Genomic DNA, 17,469 nt, shown 5'->3' with positions numbered 1-17,469 from the left:
TGTACCGGCGGTTTTCGGACACAGCCGTGGCGGTCCCGGAGGCTGGACGGGGGCCGGGCGACGCGGTGGCGGCCGACGCGGTGCCGGACGGCGCGGTGCCGGACGGCGCGGTAGCGGCCGGCGCGGGCCCTGACGGGCCCGGCGGCGTCAGCCGCCCGCTCCCCCGCCCCCGGGCGCGGCGCGTCCGCCGCGCCCGCCTCCCGTCGTCCTGCCGTCGGCGGCGGGCCCGGCGGGCGGGGCATGGACGAGGGCGTCCGCGGCCGCGCCGGCCGCTGCCGCCGCCGCGTCCGTCAGGGCCCCGGGGCCGCGCAGCAGGAGCTCCTTCAGCGCGTCCCGCTTCCTCCTGCGCCCGGGGCCGCGCGGCAGGGCGGGGAGCGGCGCGGCTCCCCCGGGGGCCGGTTCCGGCACGGCCGCCCCGTACCAGGCCGGGCTGCCGAGCCACGTCGCGGCCCGGCGCGCGGTGGGGCGCCGGGCGGGGTCCTTGGCCATCAGGTCGAGCACGTAGGTGCCGAACGGCTCCGGCAGGGCGGGCCGCAGCGTCCGGGGGTGGACCGGTTCGGTGTTGACGTGCTGGTAGAGCATCCCCGCCGGGTTGTCCGCCCGGAAGGGGATGCGGCCCGTCAGCAGGGTGTACAGGACGCACCCGAGGGCGTAGACGTCGCTCGCGGGGCCCGCCTGCTCCCCCAGGACGCGTTCGGGTGCCAGGTAGGGCGTCGTCCCGACGAGGGCCTCGTCGCCGGTGCGCGCGGCGGCGGCGCCGTCGGTGAGGCGGGCGATGCCGAAGTCGCTGATCTTGACCGTGCCGTCGGTGGTCAGCAGCAGGTTCTCCGGTTTGACGTCCTGGTGGACGACTCCCCGTTCGTGCGCGACGGCCAGGCCCTCCGCCGCCTGGGCCCCGACGGCGGCGGCGCGGCGCGGGCTCAGCGGCCCGCCCACGGCGAGCTCCTCGGCCAGGCTGCGCCCGGTGACCAGTTCCATGACCAGGTAGAAGCGGTCCCCGTCGCAGCCGAAGTCGTACACGCTCACCACCTGCGGGTGGTTCAGGCGGGCGGCCGTGCGGGCCTCCGTGCGGAACCGCTCGGCCGCACCGCTGCCGTGCCCCGGGTCCAGCAGGAGCTTGACCGCCACCGGGCGGTCGAGGATGACGTCCACGGCACGCCAGACCTCGCCCATGCCCCCGCGGCCCAGCAGCCTTTCCAGCCGGTACCGCCCCGCCAGCAGCACGTGCCCACACCCCTGTTCCGTCCGGACCGTCTCAGCAGCCGCGCCGCGCCCTCCGCCGGGCGCAGGGCCGCGGAGCGCCGGAACTGCGGCTGCCCACCCTAATCCACCCTCCGCCCCGACGAGTTGTGCGGTCGGTGACGGTTGTGTGCGGTCCTGGCGGCGTCCCGGGCCCGGGGCCCGCCCTCCCGGACCCCCGCTCCCCCCGCCTCCGGGCCCGCGGGCGGTGGGGGCTGGGACGATGGCGGGGTCGGTTCTTTTCCGGGACGTTAGTTGAGGAGCAGCCGTGCAGATGCCGGATACGGTGGCCACGCCGTCGGTCGTGGTGGACGTCGACGTCCTGGAGCGCAACGTGGAGCGGGCGGCGCGGGCCGCCCGCGACGGCGGGTTCGCCCTGCGCCCGCACGCCAAGACCCACAAGTGCCCGCGGATCGCCGAGCTCCAGCTGCGGGCGGGGGCGCGGGGCCTGACCGTGGCCACGGTCGGGGAGGCGGAGGTATTCGCCGCCGCGGGCGTGGACGACCTGTTCGTCGCCTACCCGCTGTGGGTCGACGGGGACAAGGGGCGGCGGCTGCGGCGGCTGGCCGGGAGCGTCGCGCTGCGGGTCGGCGTCGACTCGGCGGAGGGCGCCGCGCAGCTGGGCGCCGCCGTCCGCGGCAGTACGCGGCCGGTGGGCGTCTCGGTCGAGATCGACAGCGGGCACCACCGCACCGGGGTGCGCCCCGACGGCGCCGTGGCGGTGGCGCGGGCCGCGGCGCAGGCGGGGCTGGCGGTGGAGGGGGTGTTCACCTTCCCCGGGCACGGCTACGGGCACGCCCCGCAGGCCCGTGAGCGGGCCGCCAGGGACGAGGAGCGGGCGCTGGGCGAGGCCGCCGGGGCGCTGCGCGCGGCCGGCTTCGGCCCCCTCGTGGTCAGCGGCGGGTCGACCCCCACGGCCGGGGCGTGGCGGCCGGGGACGGTGGACGAGCTGCGGCCGGGCGTCTACGTGTTCAACGACGCCGCCCAGCTGGCGCTCGGCTCCTGCCGGTCCGAGGACGTGGCGCTGGCCGTCGCGGCGACCGTCGTCAGCGTCCCCGGGCCGGACCGCTTCGTGCTGGACGCGGGCAGCAAGGTGCTCGGCGCGGACACCTCTCCCTGGGTGGACGGGCACGGGCACCTCCCGGGATTCCCCGGGGCGGTGGTCTCCGCGCTGTCGGAGCACCACGCCACCGTCCGGATCCCCGCGGGGGCGCGGGCGCCGCGGCCCGGCAGCAGGGTCGCCGTCGTCCCCGTCCACGTCTGCTCGACCGTCAACCTCGTCGACGAGCTGGTGGCGGTGCGCGGCGGCGAGGTGGTCGACCGCTGGCCGGTCGCCGCCCGCGGCGCCAACACCTGACTCCTCCGGCGGCCGGGGCGGGTCGGGACTGCCAGGGCCTGTCGGGGCCGGTCAGGGGCCGGTCAGGGGCCGGTCAGGGGCCGGTCAGGGGCCGGTCGGGGCCGGTCAGGGGCCGGTCGGGGCCGGTCAGGGGCCGGTCGGGGCCGGTCAGGGGCGGCCGGGGACGCCGGGGCGGTACATGCGGCCGACGACCTCGGGGAGGAGGCGTTCGGCCAGGCGCGGCGGGAGGGCCTGCAGGACGGCGAGGACGGGCGCGGAGCGCTCCGGCAGCCCGCCGTCCTCGCCCACCCCGGCCAGCCGCAGGGCGAGGGCGGCCTCCTCGGGGCCGAGTGCGTCGGGGTCGAGCCCGGCCGCGGCCTCGATCAGGGCGGGGTCGACGGCGGGCGGTCCCGCGGCGCGGGCGCGGCGCACCGCGTCCGCCAGTTCGGCCAGCAGCCGGTCGATGCGGCCGGTGACCGCCGCGGTGACCGTCATGTGCAGGCTGGCCGGGGAGCCGGCGAAGGCGGGCTGCGGCTGCAGGTACCAGCCGCGCAGGCGCATCTCGTCGGCGACGACGAACGGGTCCACGGCCGGGTCGTCGGAGGCGACCGCGACCAGGGAGGCGTCCGGGTCGGCGAGCACGCGCAGGCCGTCGACCGCGCCGGCGCCGTCGGCCAGCCGCCGGGTGGCGGCGTGCACCCGGGCCGACAGCTCGGTGTAGCCGTCGGTGCCGATGCGGCGCAGCACCGCCCACGCGGCGGCCATGGGCCCTGCGGACCGGGTGCCCTGGAGGGTGGGGTTGACGACCGGGTAGCCGGGCCAGGAGCGGTGGGCGAACCAGCCGTGGCGGCGCAGTTCGGCGTCGCGCAGCAGCAGGACGGAGGCGCCCTTGGGGGTGTAGCCGTACTTGTGGAGGTCGACCGACAAGGAGGTGACGCCGGGCACGGACAGGTCGAACTCCGGCACGGGCGGCGCGTTCCGGGCGAGGCGCAGGTGGCCGAGGTACCAGCCGCCGATGCAGGCGTCGACGTGGCACAGCACGCCGCGGGCGGCCGCGGCCGCGGCGACCCCGGCGACCGGGTCGACCACGCCGTGGGCGTACGAGGGGGCGGAGCACACGACCAGGACGGTGCGGTCGGTGATCGCGGCGGCCACGTCCTCGGGGCGCACCCGGAAGGTGTCCGGGTCGACGCCGACGGTGACCGCCTCGAGGCCGAACAGGTCGGCGGCCTTGTGGAAGGCGGCGTGCGCGGTCACGGGCAGGACCAGCTCGGGGCGGTGCACGCCCCGCGTGCGGCGGGCGTGGTTGCGGGCGGTCAGCACGGCCAGCAGGCAGCTCTCGGTGCCGCCGCTGGTGAACGTGCCCGCGGTGGCCGCGTTCCCGCCCAGGAGGGCGGCGGCGCGGCCGACCACCTCGTTCTCCAGTTTCACGACGCTGGGGAAGGCGGTCATGTCCAGGCCGTTGACGCCGGCGTACGCGGCGTGGGCGCGCGCGGCGAGCTCGTCGACCCCGTCCAGGCCCGCGTCGTAGACGTAGGCCATGGTGCGGCCGCCGTGCACGGGCAGGTCGCCCTCGCGCAGGGCGTGGAGGCTGCGCAGGATCTCGTCGTCGCTCACGGTCCCTCCCGGGTCGCTCCTCGTGCCGCCGTCCCCTTCGGCGCCGGGCCTGCGCGCGAATCTAGGCGACGGGACGGAAACGCACCAGGGCCGCCGCGAGGACGACGTGCGGTCCTCGTGGCGGCCCTGCCGGTCGGTGCGGTGCGCGCCTAGCGGCGCAGCGTCGGCTTGAGCTCCTTCAGACGGCCGAGCAGGCCGTTGACGAAGGCCGGGGAGTCGTCGGTGGAGAACTCCTTGGCCAGCTCGACGGCCTCGTCCAGGACGACCGCGTCCGGGACACCGTCCTCCCAGATCAGCTCGTAGGCGGACAGCCGCAGGACGTTGCGGTCGACGACCGGCATGCGGTCCAGCGTCCAGCCCACCGCGTAGGTGGCGAGCAGCTCGTCGATGCGGGCCGCGTGGTCGGCGTAGCCCTCGACCAGCTGCATCGTGTACTCGGTGACCGGCGGCTGGCGGGTGTCGGTCCGGGCGAGCCGGATCCAGTCGGCGAGGACCGTCTTCGGCTCGCTGCCGCGCTGGTCCGCCTCGAACAGGATCTGGAAGGCGCGCTTACGAGCCTTGTTGCGGGCTGCCACGGTTAGCTGTTCACCCGGCCGAGGTACTCACCCGAGCGGGTGTCGACCTTGATCTTCTCACCGGTGGTGATGAAGAGGGGGACACCGATCTCGTAGCCGGTCTCCAGGCGGGCCGGCTTGGAGCCGCCGGTGGAGCGGTCGCCCTGCACGCCCGGCTCGGTGTACTCGATCACCAGCTCGACGGAGGCGGGGAGCTCGATGAACAGCGGGGCGCCCTCGTAGATCGCCACGGTGGCGTCCTGGCCCTCGAGGAGGTAGTTGGCGGCGTCGCCGACGACCTCGGGGCTGATGGGCATCTGGTCGTAGGTCTGCGTGTCCATGAACACGAAGTCCGAACCGTCCTTGTACGAGAACTGCATACCGCGCTTGTCCACGGTGGCCGTCTCGACCTTGGTGCCTGCGTTGAAGGTCTTGTCGACCACCTTGCCGGAGAGCACGTTCTTGAGCTTGGTGCGCACGAAGGCACCGCCCTTGCCGGGCTTGACGTGCTGGAACTCGACGACGGACCAGAGCTGGCCACCTTCGAGCTTGAGCACCATGCCGTTCTTGAGGTCGTTCGTGGTCGCCACGGTCGGGGAATCTCCTGGACGCTGCGTAGGGACTGTAGGAACACCCGCTAGAGGGCGAGCAGCTCCTTGGTCGTGATGGTGAGTAGCTCCGGCCCGCCCTCCGCCGGGGGGCGGACGACGAGTGTGTCATCGATCCGGACCCCGCCCCGGCCCGGGAGGTGGACCCCCGGCTCGACGGTGACCGGCACACAAGCGTCCAGTTTACCCATGGCGCCGGAGGACAACTGCGGGTCCTCGCCGATTTCCAGGCCCACGCCGTGGCCGAGCAGGGGGCCGGGGGCCCCCTGGTGCCCCGCTCGTTCCAGGACCTCGCGGGCCGCCCGGTGCACCTCGCGGCAGGGCACGCCCGGCGCCAGGGCCTCCCGTCCGGCCCGCTGGGCGGCGAAGACCTGCTCGTAGAGCTCGATCTGCCAGTCCGCCGGGGCGGTGCCGATGACGAACGTGCGGGCGATCTCGCAGCGGTAGCCGCGGTAGGCCGCGCCCAGGGCGACGGTGAGCAGGTCGCCCTCCTCCACCCTGCGGTCGGTGGGCGGGTGGGCGGCGAGCCCGGAGTGCGGGCCGGTCCCCACGCGGGTGGGGAAGGCGGGCCCGTCCGCGCCGTGGTCGATCAGCCGCCGCTCCAGCTCCAGTGCCAGATGCCGCTCGGTGCGGCCGACCAGGATGGACTCCAGCAGTTCCCCGAGCGCCTGGTCGGTGATCTCGGCAGCGATCCGCAGGAAGTTGATCTCCTCCTCGTCCTTGACCAGCCGCAGCTGCTCGACGGCGCAGCCGAGGTCGGCGAGGCGCAGCCCGGGCGCGGCCGAGGCCGCGGCGCGGTGGCGGGCGACGGTCAGGTGGTGCTCCTCGACCGCCACCGGGGCGTCGCACATGCCCGCGGCCAGCGCGGCGGCGGTCACCACCGCGTCGGTCTCGGGTGAGGGCAGCACGGTGATCCGCACGCCGTCCGGCGGCTGGCCCTCGGCGGGGTCCCGGCCGGGCCTGCGGGCCGCCACCAGGTGGTCCTGGTCGGGCTCGCGGCCCACCAGCAGCACCGCGCCGGGCGGTGTGCAGCCGGTCAGGTAGCGGATGTTCGCGGGCCGGGAGACGAGGGCCGCCCCGCTTCCGGTCGCGAGGAAACGGTCGCGCAGCCGCGCCCGGCGGGCCGCGTGGGCATCGGACATGTATCGAGGCTAGGCGCGCGGCGGCACATCGGCGCCCCGAGCGCACCCGCCCGGTCGTCCGGGACGGGCCGGGGACCGGTCAGCCGGCCGCGGGCGGGCCCGCGAGGGCCCGGGCCACGACCCGGTCCAGCGCCTCGGCCGCGGCCACCACGTCCAGCTGCGAGTTGTCGATGATCGGCAGCCCTGAGCTGTACCAGCCGGCCATCCGGCCGTGGATGCGGGCCACCTCCTCGTCGGAGAGCCTGCGGTTGCCGGTGCGCTCGGCGTTGCGGGCCAGGACGACCTCCAGGCCCGGCAGCAGCACCACGGGCAGCAGTCCCGGCCCCACGTGCCGCTTCCAGCCGCCCAGGCCCACCGCCGGGCGGTCGGGGAAGACCGCGTCGTCGATGATGCAGGAGATGCCGTTGGCCAGGAAGTTGCGGGCGGCGAAGCCGCAGGTGCGGCGGGCCAGCCGGTACTGGGCCTCGCTGTGCTCGTTCCAGCCGGACTGCGGGTCGGCGAAGCCGGACCGCACCCACTCGCGGACGTCGTCGAGGCTGATGTGCGCGGTGGGGGCCGGCCGGTGGTCGGCCCAGTGGCGGGCGATGGTGGTCTTGCCCGCTCCGGCCGCCCCTATCAGCAGCACCGCCACCGGGGCGGGGGCGCCGTGCGCCGGCCCGCCGGGCCCGGGAGGGCCGGCGGGGGCGGGCGGGGGCACCGGTGCGGGCTGCTGCAGCGGGAAGGCCCCGTGACCCCGGCGGCCGCCCGGGGCGGCGCGGGCGGGGCCGCGGACGGCGGCGCGGGCGGGACCGGGGGGACGGCGGGGCCGGGGAAGCCGGACGGCCCGGACGGCGGCGCACCGCCTCCGGCGGCGGGAGGGCCCCAGCCGCCCGCGCCGCCCCGGGGGGCGCCTGGAGGATGTGGCAACGGCATCCCCGCAGCGTGCTGCATCTGCCCCACTCCGTCCTGTCCGGGCGATGTCGCCGAGCGCCCGGCCGAACTGGCCGGGCGACACCGAACGGTACCGTTCCCAGCGACAGTTGTGTGAACCGGACGCGGCCGAACCCGCCGGTCAGCACCGGTCGGCGGCAGGAGCGGGGGCGGGGCGGCGGCCCGATGCCGGACGGCCGCGCCCCGCCCGCCCGTCAGGCGAGTTCCTCCGCGAGCGCGCGCAGCGCCAGCCGGTACGAGCCGATGCCGAAGCCGGCGACCGTGCCCGTGGCGACGGCGGCGACCACCGAGGTGTGCCGGAACTCCTCGCGCGCGTACGGGTTGGAGATGTGCACCTCGACCAGCGGAGCGGTGCGCTGGGCCGCCGCGTCCCGCATCGCGTACGAGTAGTGGGTGAACGCGCCGGGGTTGAGGACGACCGGGAGCGACCCGTCGGCGGCCTCGTGCAGCCAGCGGACCATCTCGCCCTCGTCGTTGGTCTCGCGCACCTCGACGTCGAACCCGAGCTCCTTGCCGAGCGCGGTGCACTCGGCCACCAGCCCGGCGTAGGAGGTCGCGCCGTACACGTCCGGCTCCCGGCTGCCCAGGCGCCCCAGGTTGGGCCCGTTGAGGACCAGGACGCGGCGCGTCACTTGGAGACCTCCGCGTAGGCGGCCAGCAGCATCGCCGGGTCGGGGGCCTCCATGACCACCGGCTTGGCCAGGCCGTCCAGGACGATGAAGCGCAGCCGGTCGGCCCGCGACTTCTTGTCGACCTTCATCGTCTCCAGCAGCTTGGGCCACTGGTCGCCGCGGTAGGTCAGCGGCAGGCCGACCGACTCCAGGACGGTGCGGTGGCGGTCGGCGGTGGCGTCGTCCAGGCGGCCGGCAATGCGGCCCAGTTCGGCGGCGAAGACCATGCCGACGGAGACCGCGGCGCCGTGCCGCCACTTGTAGCGCTCGTTCTTCTCGATGGCGTGGCCGAGGGTGTGCCCGTAGTTGAGCACCTCGCGCAGGCCGGACTCCTTCAGGTCGGAGGAGACGACCTCCGCCTTGACCCGGACCGCGCGCTCGATCAGCTCGGCGGTGTGCGGCCCGGACGGGGTGCGGGCGGCCGCCGGGTCGGCCTCGATCAGGTCGAGGATCGCCGGGTCGGCGATGAACCCGGCCTTGATCACCTCGGCGAGCCCGCTGACGTAGTCGTTGACCGGCAGCGACTCCAGGACGGCCAGGTCGCACAGCACGCCGGCCGGGGGGTGGAAGGCGCCGACGAGGTTCTTGCCCTCGGCGGTGTTGATGCCGGTCTTGCCGCCGACCGCGGCGTCCACCATGCCCAGCAGGGTGGTGGGCACCGCGACCCAGCGCACCCCGCGCAGCCAGGTCGCCGCGACGAAGCCGGCCACGTCGGTGGTGGCGCCCCCGCCGATGCCGACGATCACGTCGGAGCGGGTGAAGTTGGTCTGCCCCAGCACCTTCCAGCAGTAGGCGGCGACCTCGGCGGTCTTGGCCTCCTCGGCGTTGGGCAGTTGGACGGCGATCGCCTCGTAGCCCTGCTCGGCCAGGTCCTCGCGCACGGCCTCGCCGGTGGCGGACAGCGCCTCGGGGTGCAGGACCGCGACCCGCTTCGCCTTCGTCCAGACGAGCCCGGCCAGTTCGCCGAGCAGCCGGTGGCCGACGAGCACGTCGTAGGCGTCGGTGCCCGCCGATCCGGCGATCGTGATGCGGGTGGGCGGGGTGGGGGTGTCCGTCATGCCTTCCTCAGTTCCAGTGCGTCCAGGACCGCGTCAGCGACCTGTTCGGGGTCCAGGCCGTCGGTGGACACGACGGCCCGGGCGACCTCGGTGTACAGGGGGCGGCGGGCCTCCATCAGCTCGCGCCACCGCTGCCGGGGGTTGACCGCCAGCAGGGGACGCGGCGCGTCCAGGCCGACCCGGCGCACCGCGTCGGCCAGGGCGACGTCCAGGAAGACCACGGGCCGCCCGGCCAGCAGGGCCCGGGTGCCGTCGTCCATCACCGCGCCGCCGCCCAGCGACAGCACGCCGGTGTGCTCGGCGAGCGCGGCGCGCACCGCCCGCCGCTCCAGCTCGCGGAAGTACGGCTCACCCTCGTCGACGAAGATCTCCGGGACCGTCCGCCCGGCGCCCGCCTCGATGTCGGCGTCGGTGTCCCGGTAGTCCGCGCCCAGGCGGGCGGCCAGGATGCGGCCGACCGTGGACTTGCCCGCCCCCGGGGGCCCGACCAGGACGGCCACCGGGCCGCCGGGCGGGGCGGCCTGCGGGGCGCCGCCGGTGCCGGTCACCGGATCGCCAGGTTGTCGAGGTAGCCGGTCACGTTGCGGCGGGTCTCGGCCACCGAGTCGCCGCCGAACTTCTCCGCCACCGCGTCGGCGAGCACCAGGGCCACCATGGCCTCGGCCACGATGCCCGCGGCGGGCACCGCGCACACGTCCGAGCGCTGGTGGTGGGCCTGCGCGGCCTCGCCCGTGGCCACGTCAACCGTGGCCAGGGCCCTCGGCACGGTCGCGATCGGCTTCATGGCGGCGCGCACCCGCAGCAGCTCGCCGGTGGACAGCCCGCCCTCGGTGCCGCCTGAGCGGCCCGAGCGGCGCCGGATGCCCCCGTCGGCGGTCTCGATCTCGTCGTGCGCCTGCGATCCGGGCACCCGGGCCAGGTCGAAGCCGTCGCCCAGCTCCACGCCCTTGATGGCCTGGATGCCCATCAGGGCCGCGGCCAGGCGCGCGTCCAGGCGGCGGTCCCAGTGCACGTGGCTGCCCAGCCCGACCGGCACCCCGTAGGCGAGCACCTCCACGACGCCGCCGAGGGTGTCGCCGTCCTTGTGGGCCTGGTCGATCTCGGCGACCATCGCCCGGCTCGCGTCCTCGTCCAGGCACCGCACCGGGTCGGCGTCCAGCCGCTCCACGTCGCCCGGCCGCGGCAGCACCCCGGCCGGGGCCTTCGCCGCGCCCAGCTCCACGACGTGGCTGACGATCTCGATCCCGGCGGTCTCCTTCAGGTAGGAGCGGGCCACGGCGCCCAGCGCCACCCGGGCCGCGGTCTCCCGGGCCGAGGCGCGCTCCAGGATCGGACGGGCCTCGTCGAAGCCGTACTTCTGCATTCCCGCCAGGTCCGCGTGGCCCGGGCGGGGACGGGTCAGGGGCGCGTTGCGGGCCAGGCCGGCCAGGACCTCGGGGTCGACCGGGTCGGCCGCCATGACCTGCTCCCACTTGGGCCACTCGGTGTTGCCCACCATCACGGCCACCGGGGAGCCGAGGGTCAGGCCGTGGCGCACGCCGCCGAGGAAGGTCACCTCGTCGCGCTCGAACTTCATCCGCGCCCCGCGGCCGTAGCCCAGCCGCCGCCGCGCCAGCTCGTCCGCCACCATGTCCGTGGTGATCGGAACGCCGGCCGGGAGGCCCTCCAGCGTCGCCACGAGTGCGGGGCCGTGCGACTCCCCCGCGGTCAGCCAGCGCAACCTGCTCAACGATGCTCCTCAAGTCCGGCGCCCGTGCGAAGTTCTCCCGCGGCGCGGACCACAGGGCAGGACCGGCCGCCCCTCGATCCTCCCACGAACCGCGGGACCGCACGGGCACGGTCCACGCTGCGGACGCCGCCCGTCACTCCCCCGGGCCGCACGCTCCGGGGAGCGGCGGGCACGGGAAGCGGACCGCCCCGGGACGGGGCGCCGTCTCAGGGGCGCCGGGCGGCCAGGGCGGCCTCGCCGGCGGCGCGCATCGCGGCCAGCGGGGCCTTCTCGCAGCCGGTCATCAGCTCGACCTGCAGGACCGCCTGGTGGACCAGCAGGTCCAGCCCGCCGACCACCCGGCCGCCGCGGGCGGCCCAGGCGGCGGCCAGGGCGGTGGGCCACGGGTCGTACAGGACGTCGAAGAGCACGCCGGGGGCCTCGGGGACGGCGCCGGCCAGGGCGTCGGTGCTGCCCGCCGGGGTGGTGGCGATCACCAGCGGGGCGGCGAACGCCCGCGCCGCGTCCGCCCAGTCGGCGGTGCGCACGGCGACGCCGAGCCGGCGGCCCCACTCGCGCATCTCCCCGGCCCGCGCCGCGCCGCGCACGTAGGCGGTGACCTCGCCGTCGCAGACGCGGGCCAGCGCGGCCAGCGCGGAGGAGGCGGTGGCCCCGGCTCCCAGGACCGCCGCGGAGTCCACCCGTTCCACGCCGCGTTCGCGCAGCGCGGCGACCATCCCGGGGACGTCGGTGTTGTCGCCGACCCTGCGGCCGTCCTCGGTGAAGACCACGGTGTTGACCGCCTCGACGGAGGCGGCGACCTCGCCGACCTCGTCCAGCAGGGGGATGACCGCCCGCTTGAGCGGCATGGTCAACGACAGCCCGGCCCAGTCGCCCTGCGCCTCGCACTCCTCCAACCGGCCCGGCAGCGCGGCCTCGTCGGTCTCGCGGCGGCCGTACTCCCAGCCGTCCAGGCCGAGTTCGGCGTAGGCGGCCCGGTGCAGCACCGGGGACAGGGAGTGCTCGACGGGCGACCCCAGGACCGCCGCGCGCCGGCGGCCCCGGGAGTGGTGCGTGTTCACTGCTGTGCGCTCTTCTCGTCCTGCTGCCGCTTGAACTCGTCGGCGAGCCTCTGGTGCTCCTCGTAGGTCTCGCTGAAGATCGTCTCCTTGCCGTCCAGCGAGATGAAGTAGTACCAGTCCCCCTCGGCAGGAGAGATGGCCGCCTCGACGGCCTCGGCACCGGGGTTGTCGATCGGCCCCGGCGGGAGCCCGGTGACGAAGTACGTGTTGTACGGGTGGTCGAGCCGGCGCATCTCGCTCAGCGGCAGGTGCAGTTCGCTCTGACCCTTGAGGTAGTTGTAGGTGGAGTCGAACTCCAGCTTGCCGTTGGTCTGTGTCTGCCCCGGCTCCAGCCGGTTGTAGACGACCCGGGCCATCTTGCGGAAGTCGTCGTGCGTCATGCCCTCCGCCTGGACCAGGCTGGCGACCGTCAGCAGTTCGTACGGCGAGTCCAGGCCGACCTTCTCCGCGCTGTCGGCCAGGTCGAGGCGCTCGTACTGCTTGTTGGCCTCGGCGACCATCTGCTTGAGCACGCTCTCCGGGGTGCTCTTGTCGCCGATGCTGTAGCGGGAGGGGAAGAGGAAGCCCTCCAGCGGGTCCTTCAGGCCCGGGTCGTCGCTCGCCCAGTCCGGCAGGCCCAGTTTGTCGACCTTCTCCTCGGCGACCTCGGCCGTGGTGCCCGCCTTGACCTCGAGCTTCTTGTCGACGGCCTCGTAGACCTGGGCGTTGCGCCAGCCCTCGGGGACGATCAGGACGTTCTGGCTGGCCGGGTCGGTGAGCATGTCGAACGCCGCCTTCGCGGACATCTGCTTGCGGAGGACGAAGAAGCCCGCCTGGATCCCCTCGGCCTTCTTCGAGTTGGCGTAGGCCACGTTGATGTAGGCGCCGGTGCTCTTGACCACCCCGGCGTCCTTGAGGATCTGCGCGATCCTGTCGCTGCCGGCGCCGGACGGGATCTCGATCTGGATCTCGCCCTTGCCCTCGCCCTCGTAGTCGGGCGCGGCGGCGTAGTTGCTGTCCCAGTACTGCTTGGCGACGTAGCCCACCACGCCGATGCCGCCGCCGAGGACGGCGACCACGACCAGGCAGGCCATGCCGCTGCGGCGCTTGGCGCCGCCGCGGCGCTCGGTGTCCTTGCCCCTGCCCCTGCTCCTGCTCCTGCTCCTCCCCCTGCGGTCCTCGCCGCGGCCGCGCGGGCGGTCCTCGTCGGGGTCGTCGGCGAAGAAGGCGTGGGTCTCCTCCTCCGGCTCGTCCTCCGCCGGCAGGCCGCCGGGTTCCTGGGAGGCGGGGGCGGGGGCGGGCTCCTGCCCGTCGTCCTGCCGGTACTGCGGGGAGCCCTGCTGCGGGTGGTCCTGGTACTGCCCGCCCTGCCCGTGGCCCGGGTGGGGGGCGTCGCCGTGGTGCCCGCCCTGCGCGCCGCGGGCCGCCGGGTCCTCGTAGCTGCCCTGGCCGTGGTACGGCTCGGGCTGCTGCCCGTAGGGGTCCTGCGGCTGCTGGTGGCCGTACTGCCCGGCGGAGGTGTCCCACTGCTGCGGCTGCTGGGGGGGCTGCGGCTGCTGCGGCTGTTGGGAGTACGGGTCCGGGTGCTGCTGCGGGTCCTGGTACTGCTGCCCGCCGTAGGGGTCCTGCGGGTACTGGCCCTGCTGGTACTGGCCCTGCGAGTGCTGCTGGTACTGCTCCTGCGAGTGCTGCGGCTGCTGCCCGCCGTACTGCTGCTGGGAGTACTGGTCCGGGTACTGCTGCTGCGCCCCGCCGGCGTAGGGGTCGTACGTTCCGGAGTGCGCCTGCTGGCCCCAGCCGCCCCCGTCTCCGTAGAGGGGGTCTTCGGGGTGCCACGGCTGTGAACCGGATCCCCGGCCAAGGTCGGTCATCGGTCCCCTGTTCGGCGAAGGGCACGACCAACGCTCGGGGGGGTCGGCCGTCCGGGGCACCTCGCCCCTTTACTTGTTCGAATCGCCCGCTCCGGGCTCCGCGCCCCGATCGGGGCGTTCGAACCGGCGTGCTGTCGCGCCGCCGTGGTCGCAGACGTTACCGTACCGCGACCCGGCAGCGCGGGCAGGCCGGGCGGGCGGGGTGGGAGGGTCGGACACACACCTCCCACAAAACCCTCACACGGCGGGATCGACCAGCTCACCGGGGGGATTGCCGGTCCTCTTCTCGGTCTCCAGGGCACTCTCCAGGATGACCACGGCCGCCGCCTGGTCGACGACCGCGCGGCCCTTCCGGGCCGACACGCCGGAGGCGCGCAGGCCCTGGGTGGCGGTGACCGTGGTCATCCGCTCGTCGACCAGGCGCACCGGGACCGGGTCGATCAGCGCGGCCAGCCGGCCCGCGAACTCGCGGGCCTTGGCCGCGGCCGGCCCCTCGCGCCCGTTCAGGGAGCGGGGCAGGCCCACGACAACCTCGACCGCCTCGTACTCGGCGACGACGGCGGCGATCCGCCCCCTCGCCTTCTTCCCCGCAGGAACGGTCTCCACGGGCGTGGCCAGGAGCCCGTCGGGGTCGCACGTGGCGACCCCGATGCGGGCGTCCCCGACATCGACGGCGATCCGCCGTCCTCGTCGCATGATCGCTGCTCTCCCCGGGCCTCAGGCCGTCTCGGCGACCAGGCGGCGCACCGTCTCGACGGCCTCGCCGACCGCGGCCGGGTTGCTGCCGCCGCCCTGGGCGACGTCCGGCTTGCCGCCGCCACCGCCGCCGAGGGCCTTGGCGGCCGCGCGGACCAGGTCGCCGGCCTTCAGGCCGCGCTCCCGGGCGGCGTCGTTGGTGGCGATGACGGTCAGCGGTCGGTCGCCCGCCACGGTGAACAGGGCGACCACCGAGGGGCGCCCGCCGCCGATGCGGTTGCGGACGTCCAGGACGAGCCTGCGCAGGTCGTCGGCGCCGGTGCCGTCCGGCACCTGCCCGACCGCCAGGGCCACGCCCTTGACGTCCTCGGCGCCGGCGGCGAGCCCGGCGGCGGCGGCGAGGACCTTCTCGGCGCGGAAGCGCTCGATCTCCTTCTCCGCCTCCTTGAGCTTGCCGAGCATCCCGGAGATCTTCTCCGGCAGCTCCTCGGGGCGGCCCTTGACCAGCTCGGTCAGCTGGGAGACGACCGTGTGCTCGCGGGCGAGGAACTTGTAGGCGTCGACGCCCACCAGCGCCTCCACGCGGCGCACGCCGGCGCCGATGGAGGACTCGCCCAGCAGCTTGACCAGGCCGAGCTGGGCTGTGTTGTGCACGTGGGTGCCGCCGCACAGCTCCTTGGAGTAGTCGCCGATGGTGACCACGCGGACGCTGTCGCCGTACTTCTCGCCGAACATGGCGATGGCGCCCTGCTTGCGGGCCTGGTCCATCGTCATGACCTCGGCGGTGACGTCGAGCTCGCGGGCGAGGATCTCGTTGATCTTCTGCTCGACGTCGGTGAGGACCGAGCCCGGCACGGCCGCCGGGGAGCCGAAGTCGAAGCGGAAGCGGCCGGGGGCGTTCTCCGAACCGGCCTGGGCGGCGGTCGGGCCGAGCGCGTCGCGCAGCGCCTGGTGGGTCAGGTGGGTGGCGGAGTGGGCGCGCGAGACCGAGCGGCGGCGCTCGAGGTCGATCTCGGCGAAGGCCCCGGCGCCGACGACGACCTCGCCGACGACGACCTTCCCCTTGTGCACGTTGACGCCGGGCACCGGCTGCTGCACGTCGTCGACGCGCACCACGGCGCCGGACTCCAGCCGGATGCGGCCGTGGTCGGCGAGCTGGCCGCCGCCCTCGGCGTAGAACGGGGTGCGGTCCAGGACGACCTCGACGTCGTCGCCCTCGTGGGCGGCCGGCGCCGGGACGCCGTCGACCAGCAGGCCGACGACGGTGGCCTCGCCGGAGTTGTCGGTGTAGCCGGTGAAGACGGTGGCGCCGGCTGTGTCGGCGACCTCGCGGTAGGCCGACAGGTCGGCGTGGCCGGTCTTCTTGGCGCGGGCGTCGGCCTTGGCGCGGTCCCGCTGCTCCTTCATCAGGCGGCGGAAGCCCTCCTCGTCGACGGACAGGCCCTGCTCGGCCGCCATCTCGAGGGTGAGGTCGATCGGGAAGCCCCAGGTGTCGTGGAGCAGGAACGCCTTGTCGCCGGAGAGGACCGCGCCGCCGGCGGCCTTGGTGTCGGCGACCGCGGTGTCCAGGATCCCGGTGCCGGTCTTGAGGGTCTTGAGGAAGGCCGCCTCCTCGCCCAGGGCGACGGACTCGATCCGCTTGCGGTCCTCGATCAGCTCCGGGTACTGCTGCCCCATGGTGGCGATCGCGACGTCGAACAGCTCGCCGACGACCGGGCCGGTGGCGCCGAGGAGGCGCATGTTGCGGACGGCGCGGCGCATGATGCGGCGCAGCACGTAGCCGCGGCCCTCGTTGCCGGGGGTGACGCCGTCGCCGATGAGCATCAGCGAGGTGCGGATGTGGTCGGCGACCACGCGCAGGGAGACGTCGGTGTCCGCGTCCGCCCCGTAGCGCACGCCGGTGAGCTCGCCGGCGCGGTCGATGAGCACGCGCAGGGTGTCGGTCTCGTACATGTTGTGCACGCCCTGCAGGATCATCGCCAGGCGCTCGAGGCCGAGGCCGGTGTCGATGTTCTTGGCGGGCAGGTCGCCGAGGATGGGGAAGTCGTCCTTGCCGGTGCCCTCGCCGCGGATCGACTGCATGAAGACCAGGTTCCAGATCTCCACGTAGCGCTCGTCGTTGACGGCCGGGCCGCCCTCGGCGCCGAACTCCGGGCCCCGGTCGTAGTTGATCTCGGAGCAGGGGCCGCATGGGCCGGGGACGCCCATGGACCAGAAGTTCGGGCCCATGCCCAGGCGCTGGATCCGCTCGGCGGGGACGCCGACGACGTCGCGCCAGATGCGCTCGGCCTCGTCGTCCTCCTCGTAGACGGTGATCCACAGCTTCTCCGGCTCCAGTCCGTAACCGCCGTCGGCCACCGGTGTGGTGAGCAGCTCCCAGGCGTACTTGATGGCCCCTTCCTTGAAGTAGTCGCCGAAGGAGAAGTTGCCGCACATCTGGAAGAAGGTGCCGTGGCGGGTGGTCTTGCCGACCTCTTCGATGTCGGGGGTGCGCACGCACTTCTGCACGCTGGTCGCGCGGGCGAAGGGCGGCTTGACCTCACCGAGGAAGTAGGGCTTGAACGGGACCATGCCCGCGTTCACCAGGAGCAGCGTCGGGTCGTCGGCGACCAGCGACGCCGACGGCACGACGGTGTGCCCGCGCTCCTCGAAGAAGCGCAGCCAGCGGCGGCGGATCTCAGCCGACTCCATCAGTGGTTCCTCCGGTCGTACATCGGTTCCCGGCCGGGCGCCGGGAGTTCGGGTTTGCCCGGCGCGAGGCCCAGGGCGTTGTTGAGTTCGTCCTCGCGCTCGGCCATGCCGAGGCGGACGTCTTCCGCGAACCGCCGGAGCCGGACGCCCGCTTCGAGCGCCTTGTCGGCCGCGGTCGCGGCGAGGCTTTCCGGTTGGAGCCTGCGCAGTGCGCGGTGGGCCTTGTTGGTGCCCCACACGCCGACGCCGATGCCTGCGGAGAACCAGAAGGCGCGGCGGAACATCGA

16 protein-coding genes are annotated in these 17,469 nt (G+C 74.9%); 1 reads left to right on the top strand and 15 read right to left on the bottom strand.

The window, feature by feature from the left end; all coding sequences use genetic code 11:
• Nucleotides 1-147 precede the first annotated feature (147 nt).
• Entirely contained in the window at nucleotides 148-1,224 is a 1,077-nt protein-coding gene (locus GQS52_RS23565) for a serine/threonine-protein kinase (RefSeq protein WP_220472788.1), read from the bottom strand.
• Nucleotides 1,225-1,513: 289 nt separating this feature from the next.
• Here GQS52_RS23565 and GQS52_RS23560 point away from each other — a divergent pair, with 289 nt between their 5' ends.
• Nucleotides 1,514-2,596: an alanine racemase gene (locus tag GQS52_RS23560; RefSeq protein WP_182316676.1), complete on the top strand. Its 1,083-nt coding sequence runs from the start codon at nucleotides 1,514-1,516 to the stop codon at nucleotides 2,594-2,596.
• A 147-nt stretch (nucleotides 2,597-2,743) separates the two neighbouring features.
• On the opposite strand, the gene GQS52_RS23555 is transcribed toward GQS52_RS23560, so the two are convergent.
• The 14 genes from GQS52_RS23555 to GQS52_RS23490 all read right to left on the bottom strand — a co-directional run bounded on the left by GQS52_RS23555 (nucleotide 2,744) and on the right by GQS52_RS23490 (nucleotide 17,466).
• Nucleotides 2,744-4,192 (bottom strand): aminotransferase class V-fold PLP-dependent enzyme, encoded by a 1,449-nt coding sequence (locus GQS52_RS23555; RefSeq protein WP_259370933.1) that lies wholly within the window; start codon nucleotides 4,190-4,192, stop codon nucleotides 2,744-2,746.
• Nucleotides 4,193-4,341: 149 nt separating this feature from the next.
• Nucleotides 4,342-4,767, bottom strand: a complete 426-nt coding sequence (gene nusB, locus GQS52_RS23550; RefSeq protein ID WP_182315327.1) for a transcription antitermination factor NusB — start codon at nucleotides 4,765-4,767, stop codon at nucleotides 4,342-4,344.
• Nucleotides 4,768-4,769: 2 nt separating this feature from the next.
• Complete coding sequence (efp, locus tag GQS52_RS23545) at nucleotides 4,770-5,336, bottom strand: elongation factor P (RefSeq protein ID WP_182315326.1); 567 nt, start codon at nucleotides 5,334-5,336, stop codon at nucleotides 4,770-4,772.
• A gap of 47 nt (nucleotides 5,337-5,383) precedes the next feature.
• Nucleotides 5,384-6,496, bottom strand: a complete 1,113-nt coding sequence (locus tag GQS52_RS23540; protein WP_182315325.1) for a M24 family metallopeptidase — start codon at nucleotides 6,494-6,496, stop codon at nucleotides 5,384-5,386.
• 79 nt (nucleotides 6,497-6,575) lie between these two features.
• The gene (locus tag GQS52_RS23535; RefSeq protein ID WP_259370932.1) at nucleotides 6,576-7,193 is read right to left on the bottom strand and encodes an ATP-binding protein; all 618 of its coding nucleotides are present in this window, start codon (nucleotides 7,191-7,193) and stop codon (nucleotides 6,576-6,578) included.
• A 427-nt stretch (nucleotides 7,194-7,620) separates the two neighbouring features.
• Complete coding sequence (gene aroQ / locus GQS52_RS23530) at nucleotides 7,621-8,058, bottom strand: type II 3-dehydroquinate dehydratase (protein ID WP_182315324.1); 438 nt, start codon at nucleotides 8,056-8,058, stop codon at nucleotides 7,621-7,623.
• Nucleotides 8,055-9,155 carry a 3-dehydroquinate synthase gene (aroB, locus tag GQS52_RS23525; protein WP_182315323.1) on the bottom strand — a complete coding sequence of 367 codons (1,101 nt, stop codon included), beginning with the start codon at nucleotides 9,153-9,155 and terminating at the stop codon, nucleotides 8,055-8,057. The genes aroQ and aroB overlap by 4 nt, the downstream gene beginning before the upstream one ends.
• Nucleotides 9,152-9,703, bottom strand: coding sequence for a shikimate kinase (locus tag GQS52_RS23520; RefSeq protein ID WP_182315322.1), 552 nt, complete (start codon nucleotides 9,701-9,703; stop codon nucleotides 9,152-9,154). Before GQS52_RS23520 ends, aroB begins: the two co-directional genes overlap by 4 nt.
• Nucleotides 9,700-10,884, bottom strand: a complete 1,185-nt coding sequence (gene aroC / locus GQS52_RS23515; RefSeq protein ID WP_182315321.1) for a chorismate synthase — start codon at nucleotides 10,882-10,884, stop codon at nucleotides 9,700-9,702. Before aroC ends, GQS52_RS23520 begins: the two co-directional genes overlap by 4 nt.
• A gap of 206 nt (nucleotides 10,885-11,090) precedes the next feature.
• Nucleotides 11,091-11,945: a shikimate dehydrogenase gene (locus tag GQS52_RS23510; protein ID WP_182315320.1), complete on the bottom strand. Its 855-nt coding sequence runs from the start codon at nucleotides 11,943-11,945 to the stop codon at nucleotides 11,091-11,093.
• A complete protein-coding gene (gene mltG / locus GQS52_RS23505) occupies nucleotides 11,942-13,795 on the bottom strand; it encodes an endolytic transglycosylase MltG (RefSeq protein ID WP_182315319.1) in 1,854 nt (617 codons plus the stop codon). The genes GQS52_RS23510 and mltG overlap by 4 nt, the downstream gene beginning before the upstream one ends.
• 237 nt (nucleotides 13,796-14,032) lie before the next feature.
• The gene (gene ruvX, locus GQS52_RS23500; RefSeq protein WP_182315318.1) at nucleotides 14,033-14,491 is read right to left on the bottom strand and encodes a Holliday junction resolvase RuvX; all 459 of its coding nucleotides are present in this window, start codon (nucleotides 14,489-14,491) and stop codon (nucleotides 14,033-14,035) included.
• A gap of 21 nt (nucleotides 14,492-14,512) precedes the next feature.
• Entirely contained in the window at nucleotides 14,513-17,182 is a 2,670-nt protein-coding gene (alaS, locus tag GQS52_RS23495) for an alanine--tRNA ligase (protein ID WP_182315317.1), read from the bottom strand.
• On the bottom strand, nucleotides 17,182-17,466 hold the full coding sequence (locus tag GQS52_RS23490; protein ID WP_182315316.1) for a DUF6167 family protein: 285 nt from the start codon (nucleotides 17,464-17,466) through the stop codon (nucleotides 17,182-17,184). The genes alaS and GQS52_RS23490 overlap by 1 nt, the downstream gene beginning before the upstream one ends.
• Between the last annotated feature and the right edge of the window lie 3 nt (nucleotides 17,467-17,469).

Origin of the sequence: Streptomyces sp. SCUT-3 (assembly GCF_014083985.1) — a bacterium.
Lineage (GTDB): Bacteria > Actinomycetota > Actinomycetes > Streptomycetales > Streptomycetaceae > Streptomyces_H > Streptomyces_H thermolineatus.
The sequence above is the reverse complement of the archived record's forward strand: the minus strand, read 5'-3'. Positions and strand labels throughout refer to the sequence as shown.

Coding starts and splice junctions, on each gene's coding strand:
- GQS52_RS23560 (WP_182316676.1), top strand. CDS start 1,514: ATGCCGGATACGGTGGCCACGCCGTCGGTCGTGGTGGACGTCGACGTC.
- GQS52_RS23540 (WP_182315325.1), bottom strand. CDS start 6,496: ATGTCCGATGCCCACGCGGCCCGCCGGGCGCGGCTGCGCGACCGTTTC.
- aroB (WP_182315323.1), bottom strand. CDS start 9,155: ATGACGGACACCCCCACCCCGCCCACCCGCATCACGATCGCCGGATCG.
- mltG (WP_182315319.1), bottom strand. CDS start 13,795: ATGACCGACCTTGGCCGGGGATCCGGTTCACAGCCGTGGCACCCCGAA.
- ruvX (WP_182315318.1), bottom strand. CDS start 14,491: ATGCGACGAGGACGGCGGATCGCCGTCGATGTCGGGGACGCCCGCATC.
- alaS (WP_182315317.1), bottom strand. CDS start 17,182: ATGGAGTCGGCTGAGATCCGCCGCCGCTGGCTGCGCTTCTTCGAGGAG.
- GQS52_RS23490 (WP_182315316.1), bottom strand. CDS start 17,466: ATGTTCCGCCGCGCCTTCTGGTTCTCCGCAGGCATCGGCGTCGGCGTG.